The sequence below is a fragment of the Pseudoalteromonas sp. 0303 genome, from assembly GCF_013349995.1.
Taxonomy (GTDB): Bacteria; Pseudomonadota; Gammaproteobacteria; order Enterobacterales; family Alteromonadaceae; genus Pseudoalteromonas.
Window position 1 is genome coordinate 1 of record NZ_JABVXF010000029.1, and the last position, 22,560, is coordinate 22,560.

25 protein-coding genes and 1 riboswitch are annotated in these 22,560 nt (G+C 42.0%); of the genes, 18 read left to right on the forward strand and 7 right to left on the reverse strand.

Translation table 11 applies throughout. From position 1 onward, the window contains the following. The first annotated feature begins 362 nt into the window (after positions 1–362). The 11 genes from HUS62_RS16600 to ung all read left to right on the forward strand — a co-directional run bounded on the left by HUS62_RS16600 (position 363) and on the right by ung (position 9,551). Positions 363–791, forward strand: a complete 429-nt coding sequence (locus HUS62_RS16600) for an FKBP-type peptidyl-prolyl cis-trans isomerase (protein ID WP_175080469.1) — start codon at positions 363–365, stop codon at positions 789–791. An 84-nt stretch (positions 792–875) separates the two neighbouring features. Beyond that, on the forward strand, positions 876–1,493 hold the full coding sequence (locus HUS62_RS16605; protein WP_175080470.1) for a histidine phosphatase family protein: 618 nt from the start codon (positions 876–878) through the stop codon (positions 1,491–1,493). Between the two features lie 12 nt (positions 1,494–1,505). Continuing rightward, a riboswitch (cobalamin riboswitch) is annotated at positions 1,506–1,644 on the forward strand. A gap of 80 nt (positions 1,645–1,724) precedes the next feature. After that, complete coding sequence (locus HUS62_RS16610; RefSeq protein ID WP_058586526.1) at positions 1,725–2,555, forward strand: ABC transporter ATP-binding protein; 831 nt, start codon at positions 1,725–1,727, stop codon at positions 2,553–2,555. Then, the gene (locus HUS62_RS16615) at positions 2,548–3,537 is read left to right on the forward strand and encodes an iron ABC transporter permease (RefSeq protein WP_175080471.1); all 990 of its coding nucleotides are present in this window, start codon (positions 2,548–2,550) and stop codon (positions 3,535–3,537) included. The genes HUS62_RS16610 and HUS62_RS16615 overlap by 8 nt, the downstream gene beginning before the upstream one ends. Before the next feature lie 3 nt (positions 3,538–3,540). After that, complete coding sequence (cobT, locus tag HUS62_RS16620; RefSeq protein ID WP_175080472.1) at positions 3,541–4,602, forward strand: nicotinate-nucleotide--dimethylbenzimidazole phosphoribosyltransferase; 1,062 nt, start codon at positions 3,541–3,543, stop codon at positions 4,600–4,602. Continuing rightward, positions 4,556–5,410: an adenosylcobinamide-GDP ribazoletransferase gene (locus tag HUS62_RS16625; protein WP_258536802.1), complete on the forward strand. Its 855-nt coding sequence runs from the start codon at positions 4,556–4,558 to the stop codon at positions 5,408–5,410. The genes cobT and HUS62_RS16625 overlap by 47 nt, the downstream gene beginning before the upstream one ends. Further along, positions 5,407–5,934, forward strand: coding sequence for a bifunctional adenosylcobinamide kinase/adenosylcobinamide-phosphate guanylyltransferase (gene cobU, locus HUS62_RS16630; RefSeq protein WP_175080473.1), 528 nt, complete (start codon positions 5,407–5,409; stop codon positions 5,932–5,934). Before HUS62_RS16625 ends, cobU begins: the two co-directional genes overlap by 4 nt. Continuing rightward, a complete protein-coding gene (locus tag HUS62_RS16635) occupies positions 5,934–7,418 on the forward strand; it encodes a cobyric acid synthase (protein WP_175080495.1) in 1,485 nt (494 codons plus the stop codon). The genes cobU and HUS62_RS16635 overlap by 1 nt, the downstream gene beginning before the upstream one ends. 9 nt (positions 7,419–7,427) lie before the next feature. Then, complete coding sequence (gene cobO / locus HUS62_RS16640) at positions 7,428–8,027, forward strand: cob(I)yrinic acid a,c-diamide adenosyltransferase (RefSeq protein ID WP_063527779.1); 600 nt, start codon at positions 7,428–7,430, stop codon at positions 8,025–8,027. 1 nt (position 8,028) lies between these two features. Next, a complete protein-coding gene (locus tag HUS62_RS16645) occupies positions 8,029–8,886 on the forward strand; it encodes a cobalamin-binding protein (protein ID WP_175080474.1) in 858 nt (285 codons plus the stop codon). Next, the gene (gene ung / locus HUS62_RS16650) at positions 8,883–9,551 is read left to right on the forward strand and encodes a uracil-DNA glycosylase (RefSeq protein WP_175080475.1); all 669 of its coding nucleotides are present in this window, start codon (positions 8,883–8,885) and stop codon (positions 9,549–9,551) included. Before HUS62_RS16645 ends, ung begins: the two co-directional genes overlap by 4 nt. 298 nt (positions 9,552–9,849) lie before the next feature. Here ung and HUS62_RS16655 read toward each other — a convergent pair whose 3' ends face one another. After that, on the reverse strand, positions 9,850–10,038 hold the full coding sequence (locus HUS62_RS16655; protein ID WP_054562330.1) for a DUF3545 family protein: 189 nt from the start codon (positions 10,036–10,038) through the stop codon (positions 9,850–9,852). A 186-nt stretch (positions 10,039–10,224) separates the two neighbouring features. Then, a complete protein-coding gene (gene tal / locus HUS62_RS16660) occupies positions 10,225–11,175 on the reverse strand; it encodes a transaldolase (RefSeq protein ID WP_063530158.1) in 951 nt (316 codons plus the stop codon). Between the two features lie 222 nt (positions 11,176–11,397). Here tal and yaaA point away from each other — a divergent pair, with 222 nt between their 5' ends. From yaaA to HUS62_RS16680, 4 genes are all read left to right on the forward strand, one after another. Next, positions 11,398–12,177, forward strand: coding sequence for a peroxide stress protein YaaA (gene yaaA / locus HUS62_RS16665; RefSeq protein ID WP_175080476.1), 780 nt, complete (start codon positions 11,398–11,400; stop codon positions 12,175–12,177). A gap of 117 nt (positions 12,178–12,294) precedes the next feature. Further along, the gene (locus HUS62_RS16670; RefSeq protein WP_175080477.1) at positions 12,295–13,230 is read left to right on the forward strand and encodes a mechanosensitive ion channel family protein; all 936 of its coding nucleotides are present in this window, start codon (positions 12,295–12,297) and stop codon (positions 13,228–13,230) included. A 369-nt stretch (positions 13,231–13,599) separates the two neighbouring features. Continuing rightward, entirely contained in the window at positions 13,600–13,878 is a 279-nt protein-coding gene (locus tag HUS62_RS16675) for a type II toxin-antitoxin system RelE/ParE family toxin (protein ID WP_054554252.1), read from the forward strand. Next, entirely contained in the window at positions 13,878–14,171 is a 294-nt protein-coding gene (locus tag HUS62_RS16680) for a HigA family addiction module antitoxin (RefSeq protein WP_054554253.1), read from the forward strand. Before HUS62_RS16675 ends, HUS62_RS16680 begins: the two co-directional genes overlap by 1 nt. A gap of 236 nt (positions 14,172–14,407) precedes the next feature. Here the strand turns inward: HUS62_RS16680 and serA are convergent, their stop codons facing one another. From serA to HUS62_RS16705, 5 genes are all read right to left on the reverse strand, one after another. Then, positions 14,408–15,637 carry a phosphoglycerate dehydrogenase gene (serA, locus tag HUS62_RS16685; RefSeq protein ID WP_167659130.1) on the reverse strand — a complete coding sequence of 410 codons (1,230 nt, stop codon included), beginning with the start codon at positions 15,635–15,637 and terminating at the stop codon, positions 14,408–14,410. 14 nt (positions 15,638–15,651) lie between these two features. Continuing rightward, on the reverse strand, positions 15,652–16,305 hold the full coding sequence (rpiA, locus tag HUS62_RS16690; RefSeq protein ID WP_054554255.1) for a ribose-5-phosphate isomerase RpiA: 654 nt from the start codon (positions 16,303–16,305) through the stop codon (positions 15,652–15,654). Between the two features lie 54 nt (positions 16,306–16,359). Continuing rightward, positions 16,360–16,956, reverse strand: a complete 597-nt coding sequence (locus tag HUS62_RS16695; RefSeq protein ID WP_175080478.1) for a 5-formyltetrahydrofolate cyclo-ligase — start codon at positions 16,954–16,956, stop codon at positions 16,360–16,362. Between the two features lie 13 nt (positions 16,957–16,969). Further along, positions 16,970–17,536, reverse strand: coding sequence for a hypothetical protein (locus HUS62_RS16700; RefSeq protein WP_175080479.1), 567 nt, complete (start codon positions 17,534–17,536; stop codon positions 16,970–16,972). A gap of 118 nt (positions 17,537–17,654) precedes the next feature. After that, the gene (locus HUS62_RS16705) at positions 17,655–19,172 is read right to left on the reverse strand and encodes a S10 family peptidase (RefSeq protein ID WP_175080480.1); all 1,518 of its coding nucleotides are present in this window, start codon (positions 19,170–19,172) and stop codon (positions 17,655–17,657) included. 244 nt (positions 19,173–19,416) lie between these two features. Between HUS62_RS16705 and HUS62_RS16710 the strand changes: the two genes are divergently transcribed. From HUS62_RS16710 to HUS62_RS16720, 3 genes are all read left to right on the forward strand, one after another. Continuing rightward, positions 19,417–20,646: a diguanylate cyclase gene (locus tag HUS62_RS16710; RefSeq protein WP_175080481.1), complete on the forward strand. Its 1,230-nt coding sequence runs from the start codon at positions 19,417–19,419 to the stop codon at positions 20,644–20,646. Between the two features lie 181 nt (positions 20,647–20,827). After that, entirely contained in the window at positions 20,828–21,166 is a 339-nt protein-coding gene (locus tag HUS62_RS16715) for a P-II family nitrogen regulator (RefSeq protein WP_054554260.1), read from the forward strand. Positions 21,167–21,175: 9 nt separating this feature from the next. Continuing rightward, positions 21,176–22,405 carry an ammonium transporter gene (locus HUS62_RS16720; protein WP_054562321.1) on the forward strand — a complete coding sequence of 410 codons (1,230 nt, stop codon included), beginning with the start codon at positions 21,176–21,178 and terminating at the stop codon, positions 22,403–22,405. Positions 22,406–22,560 lie beyond the last annotated feature (155 nt).

Here is a 22,560-nt window from a genome sequence, read left to right on the forward strand (position 1 = left end):
GTTGAATCAGCTCGTGAAAAACTTGAGAGGGCTTATGGTGCCCTCAACTAGTCAGAACTTGTGTGATGGAGTACTAGAGCCTAGAGCCTAGAGCCTAGAGCCTCCGGCAGAGGGAGACGCAGCACCAAACAACCCCACCGCGCGACTGATCGCTGACGGCTGAAAGCTGATAGCTCTGTGATGTGTTGGGTTTCGCTGCACTCTACCCAACCTACGCCAGATCCTCAAACTTTACTCTTTCTAACTCATATCCTTCCCCTTTATTTCCCCTTCTAACTTGCAACTTTACTCTCGCAAACTTGCTTCCCTTACCTTGTTATGCGATAAAGCGTTTTATATTTGTAATACAATTAAGGTTTGCTGTGTCTCGTAAAAAAACAACCAAGTCAAAAGGCTCTTCAGGTTTAAATCGTAAAAATAGTGAAGCATTTATTGCTAAGTTCTCATCGCATCCAGATACACATCTATGCCCGTCGGGCTTAATGTATAAAGTGATTGATGAAGTTGAAGGTGATCGACTAACAGAGTTTGATACAGTGGTTATTAATCAACGTATTATGCTTGCTGATGGTAATGTGATTGCCGACAGTTATAAAGCGGGTATGCCTGAGGTGTTCGCTTTAAGCGAAGCTATAGAAGGGTTAAGAGAAGGATTGTTATTAATGAATATCGGCTCTCGCTATGAGTTTGTGATCCCTCCAGAGCTTGCTTGGGGTAAAAAAGGTAACGGTGGCAAGATTGGCGCAAATGCAGTGCTACATTTTGACGTTCGTTTAATGCGTTTAGCTTAACTCTCTTCGGATGAGTCCCTTAGCATAAGTCGACAGAGGACTTAAAACGCGTTAACGTTCACTATTGGTTTACTGAGGAGCATTATGGGCGCAATTACTTCACGAGTTTACTTTCTTCGCCATGGCGAAATCGCTACGCCTGGAATTCTTTCTGGGCAAATCGATGTCGGTTTATCTGAGCAAGGCCTTGAACAAATGCGCCAAGCTTCTGCCGATCTCATACATTTAAATGCCATATATAGCTCTCCGCTCAAGCGTTGCTCAGTCCACGCTGATTATTTAGCAAATCAACACTCACTGCATGTACAGTATTATAACGCGCTAAAAGAGTTTAATTTTGGTGATTGGGATGGCCAAGACTACCAACAGCTTTGGCAGCAAACGAGTAAACCTCATATCGGTGATTTTTGGCAGCATCCTTGGCAAGTAAAAGTGCCCAATGGTGAATCTATGGCAGACTTTTACGCACGGGTGGAGGCATGGTGGCAAACATTTTTACAATCACTATGTGAATCTAAGCATGAACAGTCATTGGTAATAAGTCATGCAGGTGTGATCAAACAAATCCTCGCTATTGTTTGTCAGATGCCAAAACAATCAGCCACGCATTTAAATGTTTTTCATCTTCCTTATGCAGGGCTTATTACACTCGATGTATATATAGATGAACAAGGACAAGCTTGGCCTAAAATTGTTTTTTAGCCATCTGGAGTGATATTCATTGAATTATTTACTTAGCCCGCCATAATACTCATATGCTATGGAATGGAGTGAAATTCTCCAGCTGTTCCCGCAACTGTAATCCATCTTAATAATGGTCAGCCAGATACTTAGCACTAACAATTAATCATCGAGCGGGTCAACTCACATCATTTTCTGGTACTAACCAGTGCTTTCTTGTGCGTTGCGATTACTCGCCAAGAGAGAATAAGCTTGCAACAAAATAGCCTTAGCGCTGCGCCATTAATATCAGTGTCTGATTTAAGTTGGGGTACTGCGAATAAAACTATACTTAAATCAATTAACCTTGAGTTAAAAGCAGGGCAATTTATCGGTCTACTCGGCCCTAATGGGGCGGGTAAATCAAGCTTGCTGCGTTGTCTTTATCGTTACTTGAAACCTCAGCAAGGGGTTGTGCTACTAAGCGGTCAAGATATTTGGCAAATCAGTGCTGATGAATATGCAAAGCAGGTTGCAGTGGTTTTACAAGAGTCTCCATCGCAGTTTAATTTGTCTTTGTTCGATGTAGTGAGTTTAGGCTTAACACCTCATAAGCGACTTTTCAGCGGCACGTCTGCCAATGATAAGCAGCGAATATATCAAGCTATAGAGCAGGTTGGTTTGTCTCATCATAGTGAGCAAGCATTTGATTCGCTCTCAGGTGGCGAAAAGCAAAGAGCGCTTATTGCACGCTCTATCGTACAACAACCTAAGTTGCTCATCATGGATGAACCTACCAGTCACCTTGACGTTAAATACCAAATTCAAATAATGGAATTAGCAAAGTCCCTCGATGTGACTGTGCTTGCCTCTTTCCATGATTTAAATCTCGCGGCGAGTTTATGTGATGAATTATTGGTGATTGATGAAGGGCGTTTGGTTTGCCAAGGGCAACCAAAAGCGGTGCTAACAGAGCAGCTGTTGAGTGATGTATTTGGTGTCTGCGCAGCGGTATCTGCTCACCCGCAATCAAGCACTGATAAGTTTATTCCGCACATCACTTATTTTTATGGCTATCAGACACAGGAGCATCAAAATGACTGATGCAATGCGTTTAAGTATCTGTGTTGTCGTAGGGCTTATTAGTTGTTTTTTAGCATTGAGCTTTGGTGCTGCAAATACGCCACTGAGTGATGTTTTTAATGGTTTGTTTAGCCAAGGTAGCGATGAATTTGTGCAGCGTATAATTTGGCAGTTGCGTATGCCAAGAACGGTGCTGGCATTCTTAGCAGGCTCAGGGCTTGCTCTGGCAGGACTAATTTTGCAGACCGTAACCCGAAACCCGCTTGCTGACCCTTACTTGTTTGGTATTTCTTCTGGAGCTTCATTTGGTGTGGTGTGCTTTATTGCCCTAACCGGTGTGAGTTTTGGCTTTAGTATGTCAGTTGCAGCATTTGCCGGAAGCTTACTTTCTATGCTGTTGCTTATTGCTATTGCAGGGCGTCGTCATGTTGGCCAAGTTGAAGCCATGTTACTTGCTGGTGTTGCTCTATCTTTCTTATTTAGTGCTCTGACTAGTCTGCTGCTTTATTTTAGCGATCCACAAGCCATCACCGCCATTTTGTTTTGGACGATGGGCAGTTTTTCTCGTGCCCAGTGGGACACTCTTTGGCTGCCATTTACCGTTATTATTGCCTGCATGACACTGATGGTTGCATTTCGTCGTCAGCTAAATGCAATGCTGCTTGGTGATGAAAGTGCTGCAACCTTGGGTATTCATGTGCAACGCTTTCGGATCATGATGCTGCTGCTAAGTTCATTAATAACAGCGGTGCTTGTTGCTATGTGTGGGGGCGTTGGTTTTGTCGGCCTGATGATCCCACATATTGTGCGCTACTTTTCGCCGCAAGGCAGCAGCCATAACTTAGTTATGACCTCCTTGGTCGGAGGTATTTTTATGGTATGGGTCGATGTGTTATGCCGAACCCTATTGAATAACCAAGAACTACCTGTTGGTGTGATCACAGCCGCTATCGGTAGTGTGTTCTTTTTATTCTTACTTTATTTTCGTAAACAGAGCAGGTAGCTAATGTTTAATATCATGCCTCTTAATCAGCAATTTTCGGCTGTAATTCAACAAAAAATAGACCTTAAAACAAAGCCGCTAGGCGCTTTAGGTCAGCTTGAAAGTTGTGCCAAACAATTAACGCTTATTTTTTCAAAGCAGCTTGATAATGAGCAGGCGCTAGTTGCCTTTAAACCGGTTATTTCAAACCCTTCTCTCGTTGTATTTGCGGGCGATCATGGTGTGGCAAGCCAAGGTGTGTCGATTGCTCCTAGCAGCGTTACATCGCAAATGGTGGCAAACTTTGCAGCAGGAGGCGCAGCGATCAACGTGTTTTGCCGTCAGCTGGGCTGGCAGCTAGAAGTTGTTGACGCCGGAACACTCAGTACTTCACACGATAAAAGTGTGCATAACCAGCGTTTAGGTGACATCACTGCACCACTGAATACTGAAATGGCTATGTCTCTTAATCAGGTTGAAAAAGGGTTTGAATTAGCTAAGCAGCGAGTTCATTCACTCTATGAGCAAGGTTGTAATACCATCGCCTTTGGTGAGATGGGCATTGGCAATACCACAAGTGCTGCGGCATTAATGGCTGCCATTTTGTCTTTACCTGCCAGCCAATGTGTTGGTAAAGGCACAGGTGTGAGCGACGAGGTTATCGCTAAAAAAATTAAAGTTGTTGAGCAAGCCCTTCAATTACACCAAACTCATTTTGACGACCCATTAATGACGCTTGCGGCATTAGGTGGTTTTGAAATTGTTCAGATCACCGGTGCCATTTTAGCTGCTGCCGAGCTTGGCATGGCGGTGATCGTGGATGGCTTTATTTGTACTGCAGCAGCGCTTGTTGCAACTCGGATTAATGCAAACGCTCGCGATTACATGATATTTGCTCATGCCTCTGATGAACAAGGGCACAGAGCAATGCTCAATGCCTTGCATGCAGCACCTTTATTGCAGCTTGATTTACGTTTAGGAGAGGGCACTGGGGCTGCGCTTACCTTACCTTTACTGCAAGCATCTTTGGCGTTTTATAATGGCATGGCAAGTTTTGCCGATGCCAATGTTGAGCAAGTTGTCTGATATGAGCGCTGAACAACACACTTCTGATTCTACCCCAAGTCAGCTTCAGCTATTTTTGCTAGCGCTTAGTTTTTTAACGCGTATCCCCGTTAAATTAAACTTTGCAGTATCGAGTCAGGCACTCAATCAGGCCAGCCGCTATTTTGCATTGGTCGGTGTGATATTAGGTGCACTTTTAGCGCTGAGTTTTTTACTGTTAAGTTGGTTATTCCCTGCAGCCATTGCAGTCGCGTTAGTTATGGCGTTTAGCTTGATAATCACAGGGGCATTTCATGAAGATGGCCTTGCTGATGTCTGGGATGGCTTTGGTGGTGGTTGGCACGTTGCAGATAAGCTGAGCATTATGAAAGACAGTCGCTTAGGTACCTATGGTGCTGCGGCGTTAGTGATGGCCTTTTTAATTAAGTACCAAACACTCGTCGCACTTAGCGAGGCAACCAGTACGCTGATTATTGCACTTGTTTTAGGACAAAGCTTAAGTCGGGTTGTAGCAACAAGTTTAATTGCAGACATGGACTATGTAAGTCACGACGCCACATCTAAAGTAAAACCCATTGCGATGCATTTAAGCACGCAAAGTTATCAAATACTGTTAGCAACTGGCGGTGCGGTATTAGCAATTGCATGGTTGTTTTTTGGCTTCACTCTAGGGCAATTATTAATACTCGTCATTGTGCTTATTGTTACTCGTTTACTATTAAAGCGCTGGTTTGAAAAACAGTTATCTGGCTACACCGGCGATTGCTTAGGTGCAGCCCAACAAGTATCTGAGCTTGTTACCTACCTTTGCTTGGTGAGCTTATTATGAGCCAGCAACATACTTTAATTTTAGGCGGTGCTCGCAGCGGTAAAAGCCGTTTTGCAGAGCAGCAGGCAATAAGTTCAAACAAGCCGCTTATCTACATTGCCACAGCCAATGCGGGTGATGAAGAAATGACAGCCCGAATTCATAGGCATCAAGCAGAGCGCGCTAAGCATTGGCAACTAGTTGAAGAGCCTTTGTATTTGGCTAAAGCACTACAACAATATAGCCATGCTGGAAACTGTATTTTAGTGGACTGTTTAACCCTATGGTTGAGTAATTGCTTATGCCAGCAGGGTGAAGCATTTTGGCTTGAGCAAAAAGCGGCCTTACTCGATGTGCTATCGCAATTGCCGGGTGAGGTGATTTTTGTCAGCAATGAAGTGGGTCATGGTATTGTGCCGCTGGGTGAGTTAAGCCGTCAGTTTGTTGATCATTCAGGTTGGTTGCATCAAGCCTTAGCACAGCAAGTTGCACGTGTTGAGTTTGTGATTGCAGGTCTTGCACAAACCTTAAAAAGAGAACAATGATGAAAACAATAATGGTGCAAGGCACGACCTCAGATGCAGGTAAAAGTACTCTTGTAGCAGCACTTTGCCGAATCTTTGCTGAGCGAGGCATAAAGGTTGCGCCCTTTAAGCCACAAAATATGGCGTTAAATAGCGCTGTAACCGCAGATGGTGGCGAGATAGGTCGCGCACAAGCTTTGCAAGCTGTAGCGGCAAAAGTGCCCGCAGAAGTCGATTTTAATCCTATCTTATTAAAACCTAACAGCGATACCGGAGCGCAGGTAATCGTTCATGGTAAAGCGCTGTCGAATATGGAAGCGGGCAGTTATCACGACTACAAAAAAGTGGCGATGGATGCAGTTCTTACTTCGCAACAGCGCTTAAGTGAGCGTTTTGAATTACTGGTTGTTGAAGGTGCAGGGAGCCCTGCAGAAATTAACCTGCGCGAAAACGATATTGCCAATATGGGTTACGCCGAGGCGGTTGATTGCCCAGTGATCATTATTGCCGATATCGATAAAGGCGGTGTGTTTGCCCATTTAGTCGGAACGTTAGCCTTGTTGTCTGAGTCGGAGCAGGCTCGCGTTAAAGGCTTTGTGATTAACCGTTTTCGGGGTGATATTGCGTTATTGCAAGGTGGCCTTGATTGGTTAGAACAATACACCAATAAGCCAGTACTTGGGATATTACCTTATTTACATGACTTAGCACTCGATGCTGAAGATGCCGTTGCTATAACTAATCAGGTCGATAAACCGCAATTACGCATAGCAGTGCTGCTACTTCCTCATATTAGTAATCACACAGACTTTGATGCACTGCGATTACAACCAGAAATTGATTTACAGTATGTACGTCATACTCAGGCTATTCCAAGTGTTGATCTGATTATTATACCGGGCAGTAAAAATGTACTCGGCGATTTAGCGTTTTTAAAAAATGAAGGCTGGCATAATCAAATAACACGTCACCTGCGTTATGGCGGTAAAGTGCTTGGAGTATGTGGTGGGCTGCAGATGTTAGGCAACTACCTTGCTGATCCACATGCTGTGGAGTCTAATTTAGGCAGCGCAGCAGGGCTAGGGCTTGCTGACTTTGAAACGCAATTAGGGCAACAAAAAGTACTAAGCCAAGTCTCCGGCATTCTTCATTTAAACAATAGCGATAAAGTAATTTCAGGTTATGAAATTCACGCCGGGATCAGCCAAGGGCCGGCACTTGAAAAGCCATTTTTGAGTTTTAATGATCACCCTAGTGGATTCAAAGTAGATGGTTTTATTAGTGATGATAACCAAATAGCAGGTACTTACTTACATGGCCTGTTCGATACCCCAGAGGGCGTATCTGAGCTAATAACTTGGCTTGCAACAAATAGCCAAATAAAGCCAATTGATATTAACTTAAACCGTGAACAACAGTTAAGCCGTTTAGCTAGTGTAGTAGCAGAGAATCTCGATATTGAACAAATCATCAATATTTATGAGAACTTCAATTTAGAGACATAAGGAACAACAATGAGCGAACAGAATCAAGATAAGCACCAACAACGCCAGCAAAAAGTAAAACAAAAAGTCGACGAACGGATTGCTGCTGCACAAAAAGAGCAGGGTATTTTTCAGGTTATTACTGGCAACGGTAAGGGTAAATCGACTTCTGGTTTTGGTACTGTTGCACGTGCGGTAGGTCACGGAATGAAAGCCGCTGTGTGTCAGTTTATTAAAGGCACATGGGAGTGCGGTGAACGCAACCTACTGGAAAAAGCAGGGGTTGAATTTGTTATTATGAACACCGGTTTTACTTGGGAAACACAAAATAAAGAGTCAGATACAGCTGCTGCGCAAGTGACATGGCAAGAAGCAAAAAGAATGCTGAAGGATGAGTCAATTAACCTCGTTATGCTAGATGAAATAACCTATATGATCACCTACGGCTATATTGATTTAGACGAAGTGCTAGAAGCCGTTAGCTCTCGCCCTGCTATGCAATCAGTGATTATTACAGGTCGTGGTGCGCACCGCAAACTAACCGACTTAGCTGATACAGTCAGTGAAGTCAGAAACGTAAAACACGCTTTTGATGCAGGAATAAAAGCGCAAAAAGGGTTCGATTTTTAACATGAGAACCATCAAGTTTGCACTCTTAGTGATTTTATTTTATTTGCCTGCATTGGCTCAGGCTCATGAAATTAAAGAGCCACAGCGTATTGTTGCCTTAGCACCGCACATCGTTGAAAACCTATTTGCGATTGGAGCAGGAGAGCGCATTGTCGGTACCGTTGACTATGCAGACTTTCCTCAGCAAGCGAATGGTATCGAACGAGTAGGCGGCTATTACGGAATTAACATGGAAAAGCTGTTGTCGTTAAAACCAGACCTAGTTCTGGCTTGGAAAACGGGTAACAAAGCCGAAGATCTCGCTTACATTGAAAAATTAGGTATTCCGGTAGCGTACAGCAACCCAAATCAGGTTGATAATGTGGCTGATGAGCTGCGTAAACTAGGCACGCTTACGCACTTGCAAACCAAGGCAAATAAAGTAGCTAAAGAGTTTGAAACTAAACTCAATGCTATTCGTACTGCGCAAGAAGGCAAGCCGAAAGTGTCGGTGTTTTATCAATTATGGCCTGAGCCAATGATGACAGTTGGCGGAAACACTTGGATCAATCAGCTATTAACTATTTGTCATGCGGATAATGTGTTCGCTAATAGTGATACAGACTACCCGCGCATTAGTATTGAAAATGTATTGGTTGCCAATCCAGAGGTAGTGATTATTCCAGATGAAAAATCGAAAAAGCCTCAGCCTAAAATTGATTGGCGACAATGGCCTGAATTGCCAGCGGTGCAACATAACCAGTTTATTAGTGTAAACGCAGACTTATTGCACCGTTTTACAACCCGAATGCTTGATGGTTTGACCGACATGTGTGGTAAAATAGACGTTTCTCGACAGCAAATACAGGCTTCAAAATGATCGATTGGCAAACATTTCTAGATACCGAGCTTGCTAAGCCCTACATGCAAGAAACCTTGCAATATGTGGCCGATAGACGCGCAGCAGGCGTTACCGTTTATCCGAAAGACGAACAGGTATTCTCAGCTTTTGAAGCCACACCTCTGAATGAAGTTAAGGTGGTTATTTTAGGGCAAGATCCTTACCACGGAGAAGGCCAAGCCCATGGTTTGTGTTTTTCGGTATTGCCTGAAGTTAAAAAGCTGCCGCCGTCTTTGAAAAACATGTACAAAGAATTGGCAACAGATATCGAAGGTTTTGAGATCCCTCACCATGGCTATTTACAAAGCTGGGCTGAGCAAGGCGTGTTCTTACTCAACACGGTATTAACGGTTGAGCAAGGGCAAGCTCATTCTCATAAGCACCTTGGTTGGGAGCAATTTACCGATGCAGTAATTGCGCTTATTAATCAGCACTGTGACGGTGTGGTGTTTGTGTTATGGGGCGCGCATGCTCAGAAAAAAGGTAAACACATTGATACCTCGCGTCATCATGTGATCCAAGGCCCGCATCCATCACCGCTTTCTGCACATCGTGGCTTTTTTGGTTGTCAGCATTTTTCAAAGACAAACCAGCTACTTACTGATCAAAATAAAGCGCCAGTAAATTGGTCGTTGCCACAATAAATACCCAAACCACCTCAAGGTGTGAGTTTCAGTTGGAATTAAAAGCGATTTAGGCAAGGCATTGATTGCAAGTAATAGTGGTTCTATTGTTAAAATCAATAACGCAGTATAAATCGCTTTTAAACCAACCCTTTGGGCGCTTCACAGGCACTTACTCTCATCGTTGTTGCTTCTTAAAAGGGATGGCCATTCTTGCAAAGCAACGCCTTGATTTTAAGCACCTGTGAAACGCTGAATTCTGCATCTTGAGGTGGCTTGGGTATAAGCACAAATGCAAAAGGCCCTTGCGGGCCTTTAATTAAAAGTCTAATTCATCAAGCTCAATGCTGTCTGTGAAATAGTCTAACTCCTGTAGTTCTTTGCGAAGTCTATGCTTGTCTTTCAAAGCTTCGATTTCGCGCCATTTTCTCTTTTTATTTTTTGTAGAGGTCTTTTTTGTTTTACTAGGACCTTCTAATATTTCTAAAATATCGTCTAGGCTATCCATGAACTTCTCCTATTGATTTTTTGAACCTCGGAAATACCTATACCACAGGCTGCTCAAAAATAGAATAAAAAAGTGACAATACTGTTACAGAAGTGTGATTGATAGATGAATAGATCAAAGGTTTAGTTATTTTAGAAACAAAAACGCCACCTAGCGGTGGCGTTTCAAAAAATGCTGTAATTTGAATTACATTGCTTTAAAGCGTGCTTCTAATTCAAGCTGTGCTTGTGCAAAAGAACGAATACCCTCAGCAAGTTTTTCTGTCGCCATAGCATCTTGGTTATGTAACCAACGGAACTGGCTTTCAGTTAGTGGTGCTGGTTTTTCTTCAACAGTAAAGTTGCTCTCTAGTAGGTACTCTTGTGCATCCGTTAATTGGCCTAACTCTTCTAAAAGACCTGGGCTAATCGTTAACTTATCACAGCCAGTCAGTGCGATGATCTCGCCTGTGTTACGGAAGCTTGCGCCCATAACAACTGTTTTGTAGTCGTGGCGTTTGTAGAATTCGTAAATGCTACGTACAGATTGCACACCAGGATCGTTTAGCGGATCAGTTGGTTTTTCCATACCGTTAGCAACGTGCCAGTCTAAGATACGGCCAACGAATGGTGAAATTAAAAATACATTTGCATCGGCACAAGCGCGTGCTTGTGCTTCAGAGAATAACAGCGTTAAGTTACACTTAGTGCCTTCTTTTTCAAGCTGCTCAGCGGCTTTGATACCTTCCCAGGTTGATGCAACTTTGATTAAGATTTTATCTTTGCTAACGCCTTCTTTTTCGTAAAGGCTCAGTAAAGTGTGGGCTTTGTCGATAGTCGCTTGGGTATCAAATGATAAACGTGCGTCTACCTCTGTAGAGATATAGCCCGGTACTATTTCGCTAATTTCTTTACCAATTAATACAGCAAAGTAATCACATGCTAACTCAAGTTGTTTAGCTGCATCTTGCTCGGTTTCTTTGGCATATTGCCACGCTTTATCTAAATAAGGCTTATACGCTTCAATTTCACTGGCTTTTAAAAGTAGAGATGGGTTTGTTGTTGCATCTTCTGGTTGGTGCTTTTTGATAGCTTCGATATCACCTGTATCTGCAACAATAGATGAATGCTGTTTAAGCCTTTGTAGTGCTGAAGTCATTTGCTTTCCTCATTCCAAGCAAGTTAAAAGAAAATCCATTATAGCGGCCTTTATGCTGCAACACTATGACAGTGTTTAATAGGTCAAATGTCCTTAATACAGAAAACTAGAACATTATGTATGAAAAGAACAGCGGATAAAGGCAGGACGAAACAAAACGTGCATTTTGATTCAATTAATGTTGAAATTGACATCAAACAAATTACAAGTCAATAGCTAAGTATGATCACTGTTATTTCACCTGCAAAAAATTTAGATTACGAAACACCAGCCACGACCGATAAATTCACTCAACCTGAATTACTCGAGCACAGCGAAGAGTTAATGTCAGTTTGCCGTGATTTAACACCAGCGCAAATTGGTAGCCTAATGAAAATCAGCGATAAACTAGCTGGTTTGAATGCGGCACGCTTCGCCGAGTGGTCACAGCCATTTACTCAAGATAACGCAAAACAAGCCGTGCTAGCCTTTAATGGTGATGTATACGGTGGCTTAGATGCGCAAACTCTAAGCGATGCTGATCTTGATTACGCACAGTCGCACTTACGTATTTTGTCTGGCCTTTATGGTGTGCTTAAACCATTAGACTTAATGCAAGCTTACCGCCTTGAAATGGGCACTAAGTTAGAAAACCCACGTGGTAAAAACTTATATGAGTTTTGGGGCAGTGTTATCGCCGAAAAGCTTAATACAGTGCTTGCTGAGCAAGATAGCAAATACTTGGTAAACCTTGCTTCGAATGAGTATTTTAAAGCGGTTGATAAAAAAGTGTTAAATGCACAAATCATCACTCCACATTTTAAAGACTGTAAAAACGGCCAATATAAAGTGATCAGCTTTTATGCGAAAAAAGCCCGCGGCATGATGGCACGTTACATCATTGAAAATAAAATCACTCAATTAAGTGAATTAAAAGATTTCACCGTTGCAGGTTATTACTTTAGTAGCGATGCAACAGCAAAAGAATTAGAGCCTGTTTTCTTACGAGAAGAGCAGAACTAAATTTTTAGTAAAATGATTTAGAACAGCCGTGCGAAGCACGGCTTTTTTGTGCTTGTATGAAACTGGCGCTTATTTTGCAAAACACCTGTTATGTTTCTTAATGTATCAGGTAGTCGCATGTTAAAAATACCAACCGTCGGTGAGGCCGAAAAACTTATAGAAGAAAAGCTCGGTGGCTGGGTTGATATCATCATAAGCCATATTCCAAACTTCATTGTCGCAGTGATCATCACCATTGTATTTTCATTGCTGGCGCGTCTTGTCGGTTCAATGCTTAGAAAGCTATTACGCCGCTCGTTAGAGTCTTCGCAAATCGCAGACTTAATGTCATCGATAGTAAAAGTCATCGTGTTATGCGTTGGCTTATTTGTAGCCCTTGATTTCTTGGGCCTCAGAGGCACTGTCACCTCATTACTTGCTGGTGCGGGTATTGTTGGTCTTGCGATTGGTTTTGCCTTTCAGGACATGACAGAGAACCTTATAGCGGGTATTGCTATGGGTATTCGCAAACCATTTAAAATAGGTGATGTGATTCGCACCGAAAGCGTGTTTGGTACTGTACGGGCGATTAACCTTAGAAATACCCTCATTGAGAACTTTTATGGGCAACTTATATTAGTGCCTAACAAGATTCTATTTAGAAATATACTCAGTAACTACAGTACCTTAGGTGTGCGTCGTATCGAAGTGCCAGTGGGGATTTCGTATGCTGACGATCCAGAGCAAGCCGCTGAGGTGATTGTTAAAAAAATCAATGAGTTTGATTTTGTGATTAAACAAGAAGAAACCGCCGTTTACGCCGAAAACTTTGGTGATAGCAGCGTTAACTTACTGGTTTGGTTTTGGATTAAATACCCCGGCGAAGCGGATTTCATGACCGTTCGTCACAAGGCTGTTGTGGCTGTTAGAAACGCTCTAAGCGAAGCTGACATGACCATCCCATTCCCAATCCGCACGTTAGATTTTGGCATCAAAGGCGGCGAGAAATTAAATGCCATGATAAGCGAAAAACAGCAAGATAAAGACGCTGAGGCACCGCAAGCCGATGAGTAAAATTTACTGACTCATCGGCGTGATTTACACAGGGAAGTGTGTTTGAGGTGGGGAGAGTTTATTTTTGACTAGACAGAGTGAATCGTTTTTGACTCTAAAACCTTTTTGTCCAAATACAAGCTTGCTCTCACTTTTACTGTTTATTAGAAATGATAGGTGTTTTATTTGTGAGAAATAAACCCTCGCGCGAAATAAATTCACGCCTACGATGAGCTATTTTGACTTAGAGTTTAAAACTTACGGCTTAAAGCTTTTAATTAATGCGTTGGTTTTTGCTCCGCTTCAAATTTTAGTCTACGGTTATTCCCTCTAAGCGAGGGGACTATAATTAAGGTGGACACCTGTTGCGCAGCACGCTACACTTTGGCAATGATCAAGACATTCAAACATAAAGGCTTGAAAAAATTCTTCGAGACTGGAAGCAAAGCAGGGATTCAAGCCAAACACGAGCGCCGTTTGAGAATGCAACTAGCCGCTATAGATACCGCTTCGATTATTGAAGATATCGACTTACCTGGGTTTAAGTTGCATCCATTAAAAGGCAATCGTGATGGTGTTTGGTCAATAACTGTAAATGGTAATTGGCGAGTAACATTCGAATTCAAAGATGGTAACGCCTACATATTAAACTACGAGGATTATCACTAATGACTATGCATAATCCACCGCATCCGGGTGAATTTATTTCCGATGTATATATGGAGCCGTTCGGTTACAGCTGTAGATTTGTCGCGAAACAATTGGATGTCTCACCTTCAACTCTTAACAGAGTCCTTAAGGGGCAGAGCTCTATTACTCCTGAAATGGCATTAAGATTATCTAAGGCTTTGGGTAGAAGCCCTGAAAGTTGGCTATCGATGCAAGATAATTACAATCTTTGGCAAGCTAAACAAAATGTTAACCTAACCAAGGTACACCCTATTAGTTTTGCAGTAGCGTAATGAGAATAATCACAAGCTGTTGCTACTTTGGCTGTTCACCTGAAATTTCTTGTGTGTTATTTATAAGAAATAAGCCATCGCGCGAAATAAATTTCACGCCTACGGTGAGTTATTTTGACTTAGAGTTTAAAATTTCCGGCTTATACTCAAACCAACCTACCTTAAAGTTTTGTCCTACAAAAAAAGCGCAAGCAGTTTAACTGGTTGCGCTTTTTATTTATTTGTTATACCAACGATTAGTGAAGGATACGTGCTCTGATAGTCCCTTCAACAGCACTTAGCTCTTTAAGAGCGACTTCTGATTGGTCTGTATCTACATCAATTACTACGTAACCAATCGCTTCGTCAGTTTGTAAGTACTGGGCTGCGATATTAATGCCGTGCTGTGCAAACGCTTGGTTAATTTGCGTTAGAACACCTGGGCGGTTGTGGTGTACGTGTAATAAACGGCTGCGGTTTGCAAGCTCAGGCAGTGATACTTCAGGGAAGTTAACCGCCGTAATGGTTGAGCCATTATCTGAGTACTTAGCAAGTTTGCCTGCTACTTCAATACCGATATTTTCTTGTGCTTCTTGAGTTGAACCACCAATATGCGGAGTCAGAATCACGTTATCGAACTCGCGAAGCGGTGATACGAACTCTTCATCATTTGATTTTGGTTCTACAGGGAACACGTCGATTGCAGCGCCGCTCAGCTTTTTATCACGCAGTGATTCTGCTAGAGCGTCAATATCAACAACAGTACCGCGAGAAGCATTAATCAAGATGGCGCCTTGCTTCATTACTTCAAGCTCAGCCATACCTATTAGGTTTTTTGTTTGCGGTGTTTCTGGTACGTGTAAGCTAATAACGTCAGCACGTTGTAGTAACTGAGTTAGGTTATGAACTTGTGTTGCATTACCCAGCGTTAGCTTGTCTTCGATATCGTAAAACTCAACGTTCATACCGATATTTTCAGCCATGATACCTAGCTGTGTACCAATGTGGCCGTAACCAATAATACCTAACGTTTTACCACGTGCTTCAAATGAACCGTTGGCTGATTTTAACCAACCACCACGGTGTGCTAGGGCATTACGCTCCGGAATACCACGAAGTAATAATAAGATTTCACCAAGTACTAATTCTGCAACAGAGCGTGTGTTTGAGAATGGTGCGTTAAATACCGCAATACCACGCTCACGAGCACCTTGTAGGTCGACTTGGTTAGTACCGATACAGAAGCAGCCGATTGCGACTAGCTTTTCAGCTGCTTCTAATACCGCTTCATTAATATGAGTGCGAGAACGAAGGCCTACAAAGTGCACATCTTTAATGCGCTCAATGAGCTCGTCTTCAGGTAAGGATGTTTTTACGTAATCAATATTACTGTAGCCATTACGCTTAAGCGTTTCTACAGCACTTTGGTGCACGCCTTCCAGCAAGAGAATTTTAATTTTGTCTTTTGCTAACGATACCTTACTCATATCCTCATTCCTATTTACTTTATTTGCGGCCCGTTTTTGGTGCCGATAATGACTTTATCTGCGCCGCGATGGGCAAATAAGCCGTTTGTTACTACACCAACAATCTGGTTGATTGTTAGTTCTAATTCTTTGGCGTTGCTGATATCTAAATTGTGCACGTCTAAAATGACGTTACCGTTATCTGTTACAACACCCTCACGGTAAACAGGGTCACCGCCTAGTTTTACTAGTTCACGAGCTACATAGCTGCGTGCCATTGGGATCACTTCAACCGGCAGTGGAAATGCGCCTAATGTTGTAACTTCTTTAGATTCATCAACAATACAAACAAATTGTTTTGCTACCGCTGAAACGATTTTCTCGCGTGTCAGCGCTGCACCACCGCCTTTGATCATCTCATTGTGTGGGTTGATTTCGTCTGCGCCATCAACATACACATCAAGGCTTGATACATCGTTTAGTTCGAATACTTCAATACCCAGTGCTTTTAACTTTTCAGTTGAAGCCTCAGAGCTTGAAACCGCACCAGTAATGGTGTCTTTTACTGTATCAAGTGCATCAATAAAGTGATTCACTGTAGAGCCTGTACCTACACCAACAATGGTATTTTCATTTACAAACTCTAGGGCTGCCCAGGCAGCGGCTTTTTTTAATTCATCTTGCGTCATAATTATGTGCTCAGTTAGCTGTCAGAGAGGGCCTATAGTATACAAACAGTTTGCTTACCATTGGTAGATTTTCTCTGGGGTTATAATGTGTTTTAACGGTACATCCCACGATTCAATTGGCAATGCTGAAACATGCTGACATTGATGGGCAAGGCCTATCAAAATCGGTTTTTGCCAGTTTTCTTGGTAATACCGAGCCAACGTTTTGTCATAAAACCCACCGCCCATTCCTAAACGGTTACCTTGATCATCAAATGCCACTAATGGCATAAGTAAAATATCAAGCTTGTCTAAAGGACATATTTGACTGCAATTTAACTTGGGCTCCAAGATACCATAGCGGTTTGCAGTCATGGGTGAATTTTCTTCATACCTCTGAAAGTATAAAGTTGTGCCATTGAAGGGGTGGATGATAGGCAGATATAAATGCTGATCTTGCATCCATAATTCTTTAATTAACAATGAAGTGTCTAATTCGCCATCATTGCTGAAATAAATGCCAATATGGGCATTTTTAGGTGTTTTTAGCGATTTTAAGTATTGAGTAAAATTCACTTTTAGCGCAATTGCTGCATTTTTTTGTTGTTCAACAGTCAGTGTATTGCGCTTTTTTCGAATAGATTGTCTGATTTCTGCTCGTGTGTTGCTCATGTCAATATTAGTGTTAACTTTCTAAAAAGGAGAAAAGTTCAGGAAAAAGCTCCACTACACCCAAAATGATCAATAACACAATGACCATTGCAATAAGCGAATAGAGTAGGGTGTTTGAGCGTTTTTTAACAGGCTCTGTTAATTCGTCTTCAAGTAGCAAGTCATCTTCTTGCCAGCTATCGTCGCTATCAGCAACGCTGTTATTTTCAAGCTCAGGTAAACGTTGCTCTAAGTCATCCAGTTTTTCTTCCAGACGAATAAGACTACTAGTGATGTAATCGAGGGCATCAAAAATACGTTCTTCACGCTCTTTGGTCTGTGCGGCTGTATTGCTTGATTGGCTGCTGGTGGCTGCTTGGTTAATCGGTTGGATCTTGGCTTTAATGCCAACACTGGCGAGTAACTTTGCTTGTTTTAGTGCTTTATCTTGCTCGCTTGGTGCAAATAATGGCTTATGCTCAAACAGGGTCGCAACTTTATCTGTTGTTGTTTTTAGTTTTGCAGCTAGTTGCTCTGTTGCTTGTGCTTGATCTACACCGGCTTCAAGCCCTGCAAACATAACGCGAAATTTTTCTGCCATTTGCTGATTATCCAAATCCTTAAATCAATGACTTGAGTATATACCCAAAAAGATTAGCGTAAAAACAAAAGCCCGTATAAAACGGGCTTTTTCTGTTATGGTTTTGCAAATACGCTGTTTAGTATTTTGCAGCTTTACCTTCGGCAGGCAGTGATTTAAGGATAAAATCACGTAAGTCATTGTTTGATGACTCAAGATCAGCATGACGTAAATACATCATGTGACCACTGCGATAGCCTTTAAAGCTTAAGCGATCTTTCATTTTGCCACTTGGATCTAACTGCCACATTGTGTATTTAGCATCAAAGTAGTTTGTTGCACCATCGTAGTAGCCAGATTGAATCATCACGTTTAAGTATGGGTTTTGTGCCATTGCTAAACGTAAGTTTTCACCTGTGTTATTGCCTGAGCGGTCCCAAGGGTGAACATTACCAAATAGGTTATATTTGATATCGGTTTTGTAATTAAGCTCTTCACGTAGGTAATAGTTAATCGCTGGCGTGAATGAGTGTAACCATGAAGTAAGCTCAGCCCAGTAATCAGGTGACTCACCTGCATCACGCTTGTCGATTCCTAGGTAACGAGAATCTAAACGGCCCACAGTTTGGCCGCGCTCGCGTAATAGCTCTTTCCAGAAGAAGTTATTTGGAATATCAAGGTTATTTTGCTCAACAAACTTTTCAGATAAACCTGCGTATTTTGCTGCTTGCTTGATGATGGCACGTTTTTCATCAGCAGGTAAAAAACCACCTTTAGCAATTGCAGGTAAGAACTTATTAACGGTGAACTGTTCAACTTCAGGTAATAATTCGTCTAAGTCTTTTGCCTGTAAGTCTGCGCTAAGGGCTTTGTGGTACCAAGCGGTTGCTGCAAAGTAAGGTAGGCGATTAGCAGCTTCTACCGGGCCTTCACGTTTAATACCAATTTCAGTTGGTGATACTAAGATAACGCCGTTGATATACATCCATTGGCGATTTTGTAATTCATGAGCAAGACCAGAAACACGAGTCGTACCATAGCTCTCACCAATTAAGAACTTAGGTGAACGCCAACGCTCGTTGCGAGAAACAAAGGTGTTTAACCATTCTGCTAAGTATTTGATGTCAGCGTTAACACCAAAGAACATTTTTTGTTGGTCTGACTTACTTGGCAACTCACCTTTTTCGTTTTCAAGAACGCGCGAGTAACCGGTGTTAACTGGGTTAATATAAACAATATCAGCCACGTCTAAAATTGAGTAAGGGTTATCTTTTACGCCATAAGGTTGGACTGGGTAACCTTCGTCATCAATTTTTAATACACGTGGTCCAGTATAGGCAAGGTGCATCCATACTGACGCAGAACCTGGGCCACCATTAAACGAAAAGACTAAAGGACGTTTTGTTCTATCGTCTACTTTATCGCGGGTATAATAAGTATATTGCAGCGTTGCAATGGCATCGCCTTGCTCATTCCAAACCGGTTGTGTGCCTGTGGTTGCGGTATATGAAAAGCGCTCACCATTAATGCGGGCTTTGTGCTCTGTTACCACTTTGCTGTCAACGTCAATACGACGTCCGTTATCAGCAAAGCTTGGAGTACTGAAGGTCAGTGTTAGTGCTGTCACTGACAAGCCAATAAAACTAACTAGTTTCATGTTGATTCCTTATTATTCGAATTGCAGCTATTAAAAAGTAAAGCTAACTCGATGACAAACTAATGAGACTAGTGACCAATATTAGCTGTTAAACAGAAAAATAACCGAAAATGCTGAGCTGGTTACAAAAAAGTGCATTTTTTTAGCAAAGATATTTTGCTTAATTATTTAGCTAGATTAAAAAATGGCGTATATTTAGCGTGTTTATAATCTGTGTACACGTGCTTAAGAAAGAGAAGTTGCAATGCAAAGAGTATTAGTAGTTGAAGACAGTAAAGTAGTACAGCAAGTGTTACGTCACCTCGCTGCTCACTATTTAGATGTGGCTGTCGACTTTGCGTGGTCTTTAAAAGAGGGCGTCTCTTTAATTTCTGAGCACGATTACACCTTGGCTTTAGTCGATTTAACGCTACCTGATGCGATGAATGGCGAAGTAGCTAAATACACCTTATCAAAAAACATTCCGACCGTTGTTCTAACCTCAAAAATTGATGAATACATTCGCCAGCAAATGTTAGAGCTTGGTGTGGTTGATTATGTGGTTAAAGATAACCGCGACTCATACCATTATGCGATCAAACTTGTTGCACAATTACTTAGAAACGATGGTAGCAAAGCGCTGGTGGCTGATGACTCAGTACTAAGTCGCACTTTAATGAAGCAAATGCTCGAAAAGCAGTTGTTTGATGTACGGGATGCTCAAGATGGTGAACAAGCATTACAAATGCTTAAAGACGATCCGGAAATCAAGCTACTACTTACTGACTATGCAATGCCAACAATGGATGGTTTTGAGCTCGTTAAAGCGGTACGTAATTTCCGCGGCCGTGATGATTTAGCAATTATCGGTTTATCAGGTGCCGGTAAGCATGGTTTATCGGCGCGTTTTATTAAATACGGCGCTAACGACTTTTTAACTAAGCCGTTTATGAATGAAGAGTTTCATTGCCGTGTTATGCAAACCATGGAGCAGCTTGCTTTAATAGCCGATATAAAAGAAAGCGCATACCGCGACCATTTAACTGGCTTGCACAATCGTCGTTATTTTTATCAATACGCAGAAAAATTGCTTAAAAATGTTGAGCAAGAAAACGTATTGGCTTTGCTTGATATCGACTTCTTTAAAAATGTGAACGACCAGTTTGGTCACGAAGCGGGTGATCAGGCGCTAAAACAAGTGGCTTCATTTTTAAAGACTAAGTTTGATGACTTCACTATCGCGAGAATCGGCGGCGAAGAATTTGCCGTGGTACTGCATAATATGGACTTAGCTAAGGCCGAATCAAGGCTCAATACCTTCAGAGAGCAGTTAGCAAGCCATGCCTTTTCAATTAACGGTGAGCCTTACTCATTAACCATGAGTATTGGTATGACTCAATTCCAAAAAGTATCGCTTACAGCTGCGATGCGCATTGCTGACAAGGCTTTATATCAAGCCAAACAGCAAGATCGGAACTGCTTAGTTAAACTATAGTTGTGCTAATTGCACCAGCGCTGGTTAATTGTTAAAAAAATGCACCAATAGGGTGCGTTTTTTTTGTGCAAAAACCAATTTTTATTTTTAAGTTATTGAAAATAAGTAATAAAAAATAGTGGCACAAAGGTTGGATTGTATAAGCCAACAGGATAACAATAAGCGTCCGAAGGGGGCCACTATGAAAATGATTAGTGCAATAATAAAGCCATTCAAACTTGATGATGTACGTGAAGCATTGGCTGATTTAGGCATTGAGGGGATGACAGTTGTCGACGTTAAAGGCTTTGGCCGTCAACGTGGTCATACTGAGCTATATCGTGGAGCTGAATACCAAGTCGATTTTATTCCAAAAATCAAACTTGAAATTGCAACTCGTAGCGAAAATTGTCAACGCGTTGTTGAAACCATCACAAAAATTGCTTCAACAGGCAAAATTGGTGACGGCAAAATTTTTGTTTACGACCTAGACCAAATCGTTCGTATCCGTACGGGCGAACTTGATGAAGAAGCAATTTAAGGGGGAATTATGGAAAACACTATCGTAGAGTTGAAGTTCTCACTCGACACTTTTTACTTTTTAATGTCGGGTGTTTTAGTAATGTGGATGGCGGCTGGTTTCGCTATGCTTGAAGCAGGTTTAGTTCGTGCAAAAAATACAACAGAAATCCTAACTAAAAACGTTGCACTATTTTCTATTGCCTGCACTATGTTCTTATTAGTGGGTTACAACATCATGTATGTTGATAACGCAGAAGGTGGTTTCATCCCTTCATTTGGTGCATTAATCGGCACTCAAGCTGCAGATGCTGATCACTCTTTAGAGTCTGATTTCTTCTTCCAAGTTGTGTTCGTAGCAACAGCTATGTCAATCGTATCTGGTGCGGTTGCTGAGCGTATGAAGTTATGGGCATTCTTAATTTTCACTGTTGTTTTAACTGGTTTCATCTACCCAATCGAAGGTTACTGGACTTGGGGCGCAGGTTTCTTATCTGAAATGGGCTTTGTTGACTTCGCTGGTTCTGCAATCGTTCACGGTGCAGGTGCAGCAGCAGCGCTAGCTGGTGTACTTTTCCTAGGTGCTCGTAAGGGGAAATACGGTAAAAACGGTGAAATCTACCCAATTCCTGGTTCTAACTTACCGTTAGCAACGCTAGGTACATTAATCCTTTGGATGGGTTGGTTCGGCTTTAACGGTGGTTCACAGCTACTTGTTTCTGACGCTGAAAACGCAACAGCGGTTGGTAAAATCTTCTTAAACACTAACGCAGCAGCAGCGTGTGGCGCAATTGCAGCACTATTTGTATGTAAAGTGTTATGGGGTAAAGCTGATTTAACTATGGTTCTTAATGGTGCACTAGCAGGTCTAGTAACGATTACTGCAGAGCCTGCATCTCCAACGCCATTACTTGCTTGTTTACTTGGTCTATTAGGTGGTTCACTGGTTGTATTTAGCATCGTTGCTCTTGATAAAGCGAAAATCGATGACCCTGTAGGTGCTATCTCTGTACATGGTGTGTGTGGTGCATTAGGTATCATGTTAGTACCACTTTCAAACTCTGATGCAACCTTTGTTAATCAATTAATTGGCTTAGTATGTATCTTAGGATTTGTGTTCATCGCGTCATCAATCGTATGGGCAATCCTGAAAAATACCATGGGTATCCGTGTTACCGAAGAAGAAGAACTAAACGGTATGGATCAACATGACTGTGGTATTGATGCTTACCCTGAGTTTGTATCAGTTCGCAGTAACTAATCTTGGTGCGTGCAAATAGCACGCCCATAACAATATCATTGTGTGTTCAAATCAAAGCTCTACTTAGGTAGGGCTTTTTTGCGTTTAAATAAGTCTTTTCTGATAGGCGAAATCGCTATTTTTTGACTATGCTTAATGTTCATTTCTAACAAGGA

Bases quoted from the DNA above. Each gene is read 5' to 3' on its own strand.
- HUS62_RS16605 (WP_175080470.1), top strand. From the start codon at position 876: ATGGGCGCAATTACTTCACGAGTTTACTTTCTTCGCCATGGCGAAATC.
- HUS62_RS16615 (WP_175080471.1), top strand. From the start codon at position 2,548: ATGACTGATGCAATGCGTTTAAGTATCTGTGTTGTCGTAGGGCTTATT.
- cobT (WP_175080472.1), top strand. From the start codon at position 3,541: ATGTTTAATATCATGCCTCTTAATCAGCAATTTTCGGCTGTAATTCAA.
- HUS62_RS16625 (WP_258536802.1), top strand. From the start codon at position 4,556: ATGGCATGGCAAGTTTTGCCGATGCCAATGTTGAGCAAGTTGTCTGAT.
- cobU (WP_175080473.1), top strand. From the start codon at position 5,407: ATGAGCCAGCAACATACTTTAATTTTAGGCGGTGCTCGCAGCGGTAAA.
- HUS62_RS16635 (WP_175080495.1), top strand. From the start codon at position 5,934: ATGAAAACAATAATGGTGCAAGGCACGACCTCAGATGCAGGTAAAAGT.
- cobO (WP_063527779.1), top strand. From the start codon at position 7,428: ATGAGCGAACAGAATCAAGATAAGCACCAACAACGCCAGCAAAAAGTA.
- HUS62_RS16645 (WP_175080474.1), top strand. From the start codon at position 8,029: ATGAGAACCATCAAGTTTGCACTCTTAGTGATTTTATTTTATTTGCCT.
- ung (WP_175080475.1), top strand. From the start codon at position 8,883: ATGATCGATTGGCAAACATTTCTAGATACCGAGCTTGCTAAGCCCTAC.
- HUS62_RS16655 (WP_054562330.1), bottom strand. From the start codon at position 10,038: ATGGATAGCCTAGACGATATTTTAGAAATATTAGAAGGTCCTAGTAAA.
- tal (WP_063530158.1), bottom strand. From the start codon at position 11,175: ATGACTTCAGCACTACAAAGGCTTAAACAGCATTCATCTATTGTTGCA.
- yaaA (WP_175080476.1), top strand. From the start codon at position 11,398: ATGATCACTGTTATTTCACCTGCAAAAAATTTAGATTACGAAACACCA.
- HUS62_RS16670 (WP_175080477.1), top strand. From the start codon at position 12,295: ATGTTAAAAATACCAACCGTCGGTGAGGCCGAAAAACTTATAGAAGAA.
- HUS62_RS16675 (WP_054554252.1), top strand. From the start codon at position 13,600: ATGATCAAGACATTCAAACATAAAGGCTTGAAAAAATTCTTCGAGACT.
- HUS62_RS16680 (WP_054554253.1), top strand. From the start codon at position 13,878: ATGACTATGCATAATCCACCGCATCCGGGTGAATTTATTTCCGATGTA.
- serA (WP_167659130.1), bottom strand. From the start codon at position 15,637: ATGAGTAAGGTATCGTTAGCAAAAGACAAAATTAAAATTCTCTTGCTG.
- rpiA (WP_054554255.1), bottom strand. From the start codon at position 16,305: ATGACGCAAGATGAATTAAAAAAAGCCGCTGCCTGGGCAGCCCTAGAG.
- HUS62_RS16695 (WP_175080478.1), bottom strand. From the start codon at position 16,956: ATGAGCAACACACGAGCAGAAATCAGACAATCTATTCGAAAAAAGCGC.
- HUS62_RS16700 (WP_175080479.1), bottom strand. From the start codon at position 17,536: ATGGCAGAAAAATTTCGCGTTATGTTTGCAGGGCTTGAAGCCGGTGTA.
- HUS62_RS16705 (WP_175080480.1), bottom strand. From the start codon at position 19,172: ATGAAACTAGTTAGTTTTATTGGCTTGTCAGTGACAGCACTAACACTG.
- HUS62_RS16710 (WP_175080481.1), top strand. From the start codon at position 19,417: ATGCAAAGAGTATTAGTAGTTGAAGACAGTAAAGTAGTACAGCAAGTG.
- HUS62_RS16715 (WP_054554260.1), top strand. From the start codon at position 20,828: ATGAAAATGATTAGTGCAATAATAAAGCCATTCAAACTTGATGATGTA.
- HUS62_RS16720 (WP_054562321.1), top strand. From the start codon at position 21,176: ATGGAAAACACTATCGTAGAGTTGAAGTTCTCACTCGACACTTTTTAC.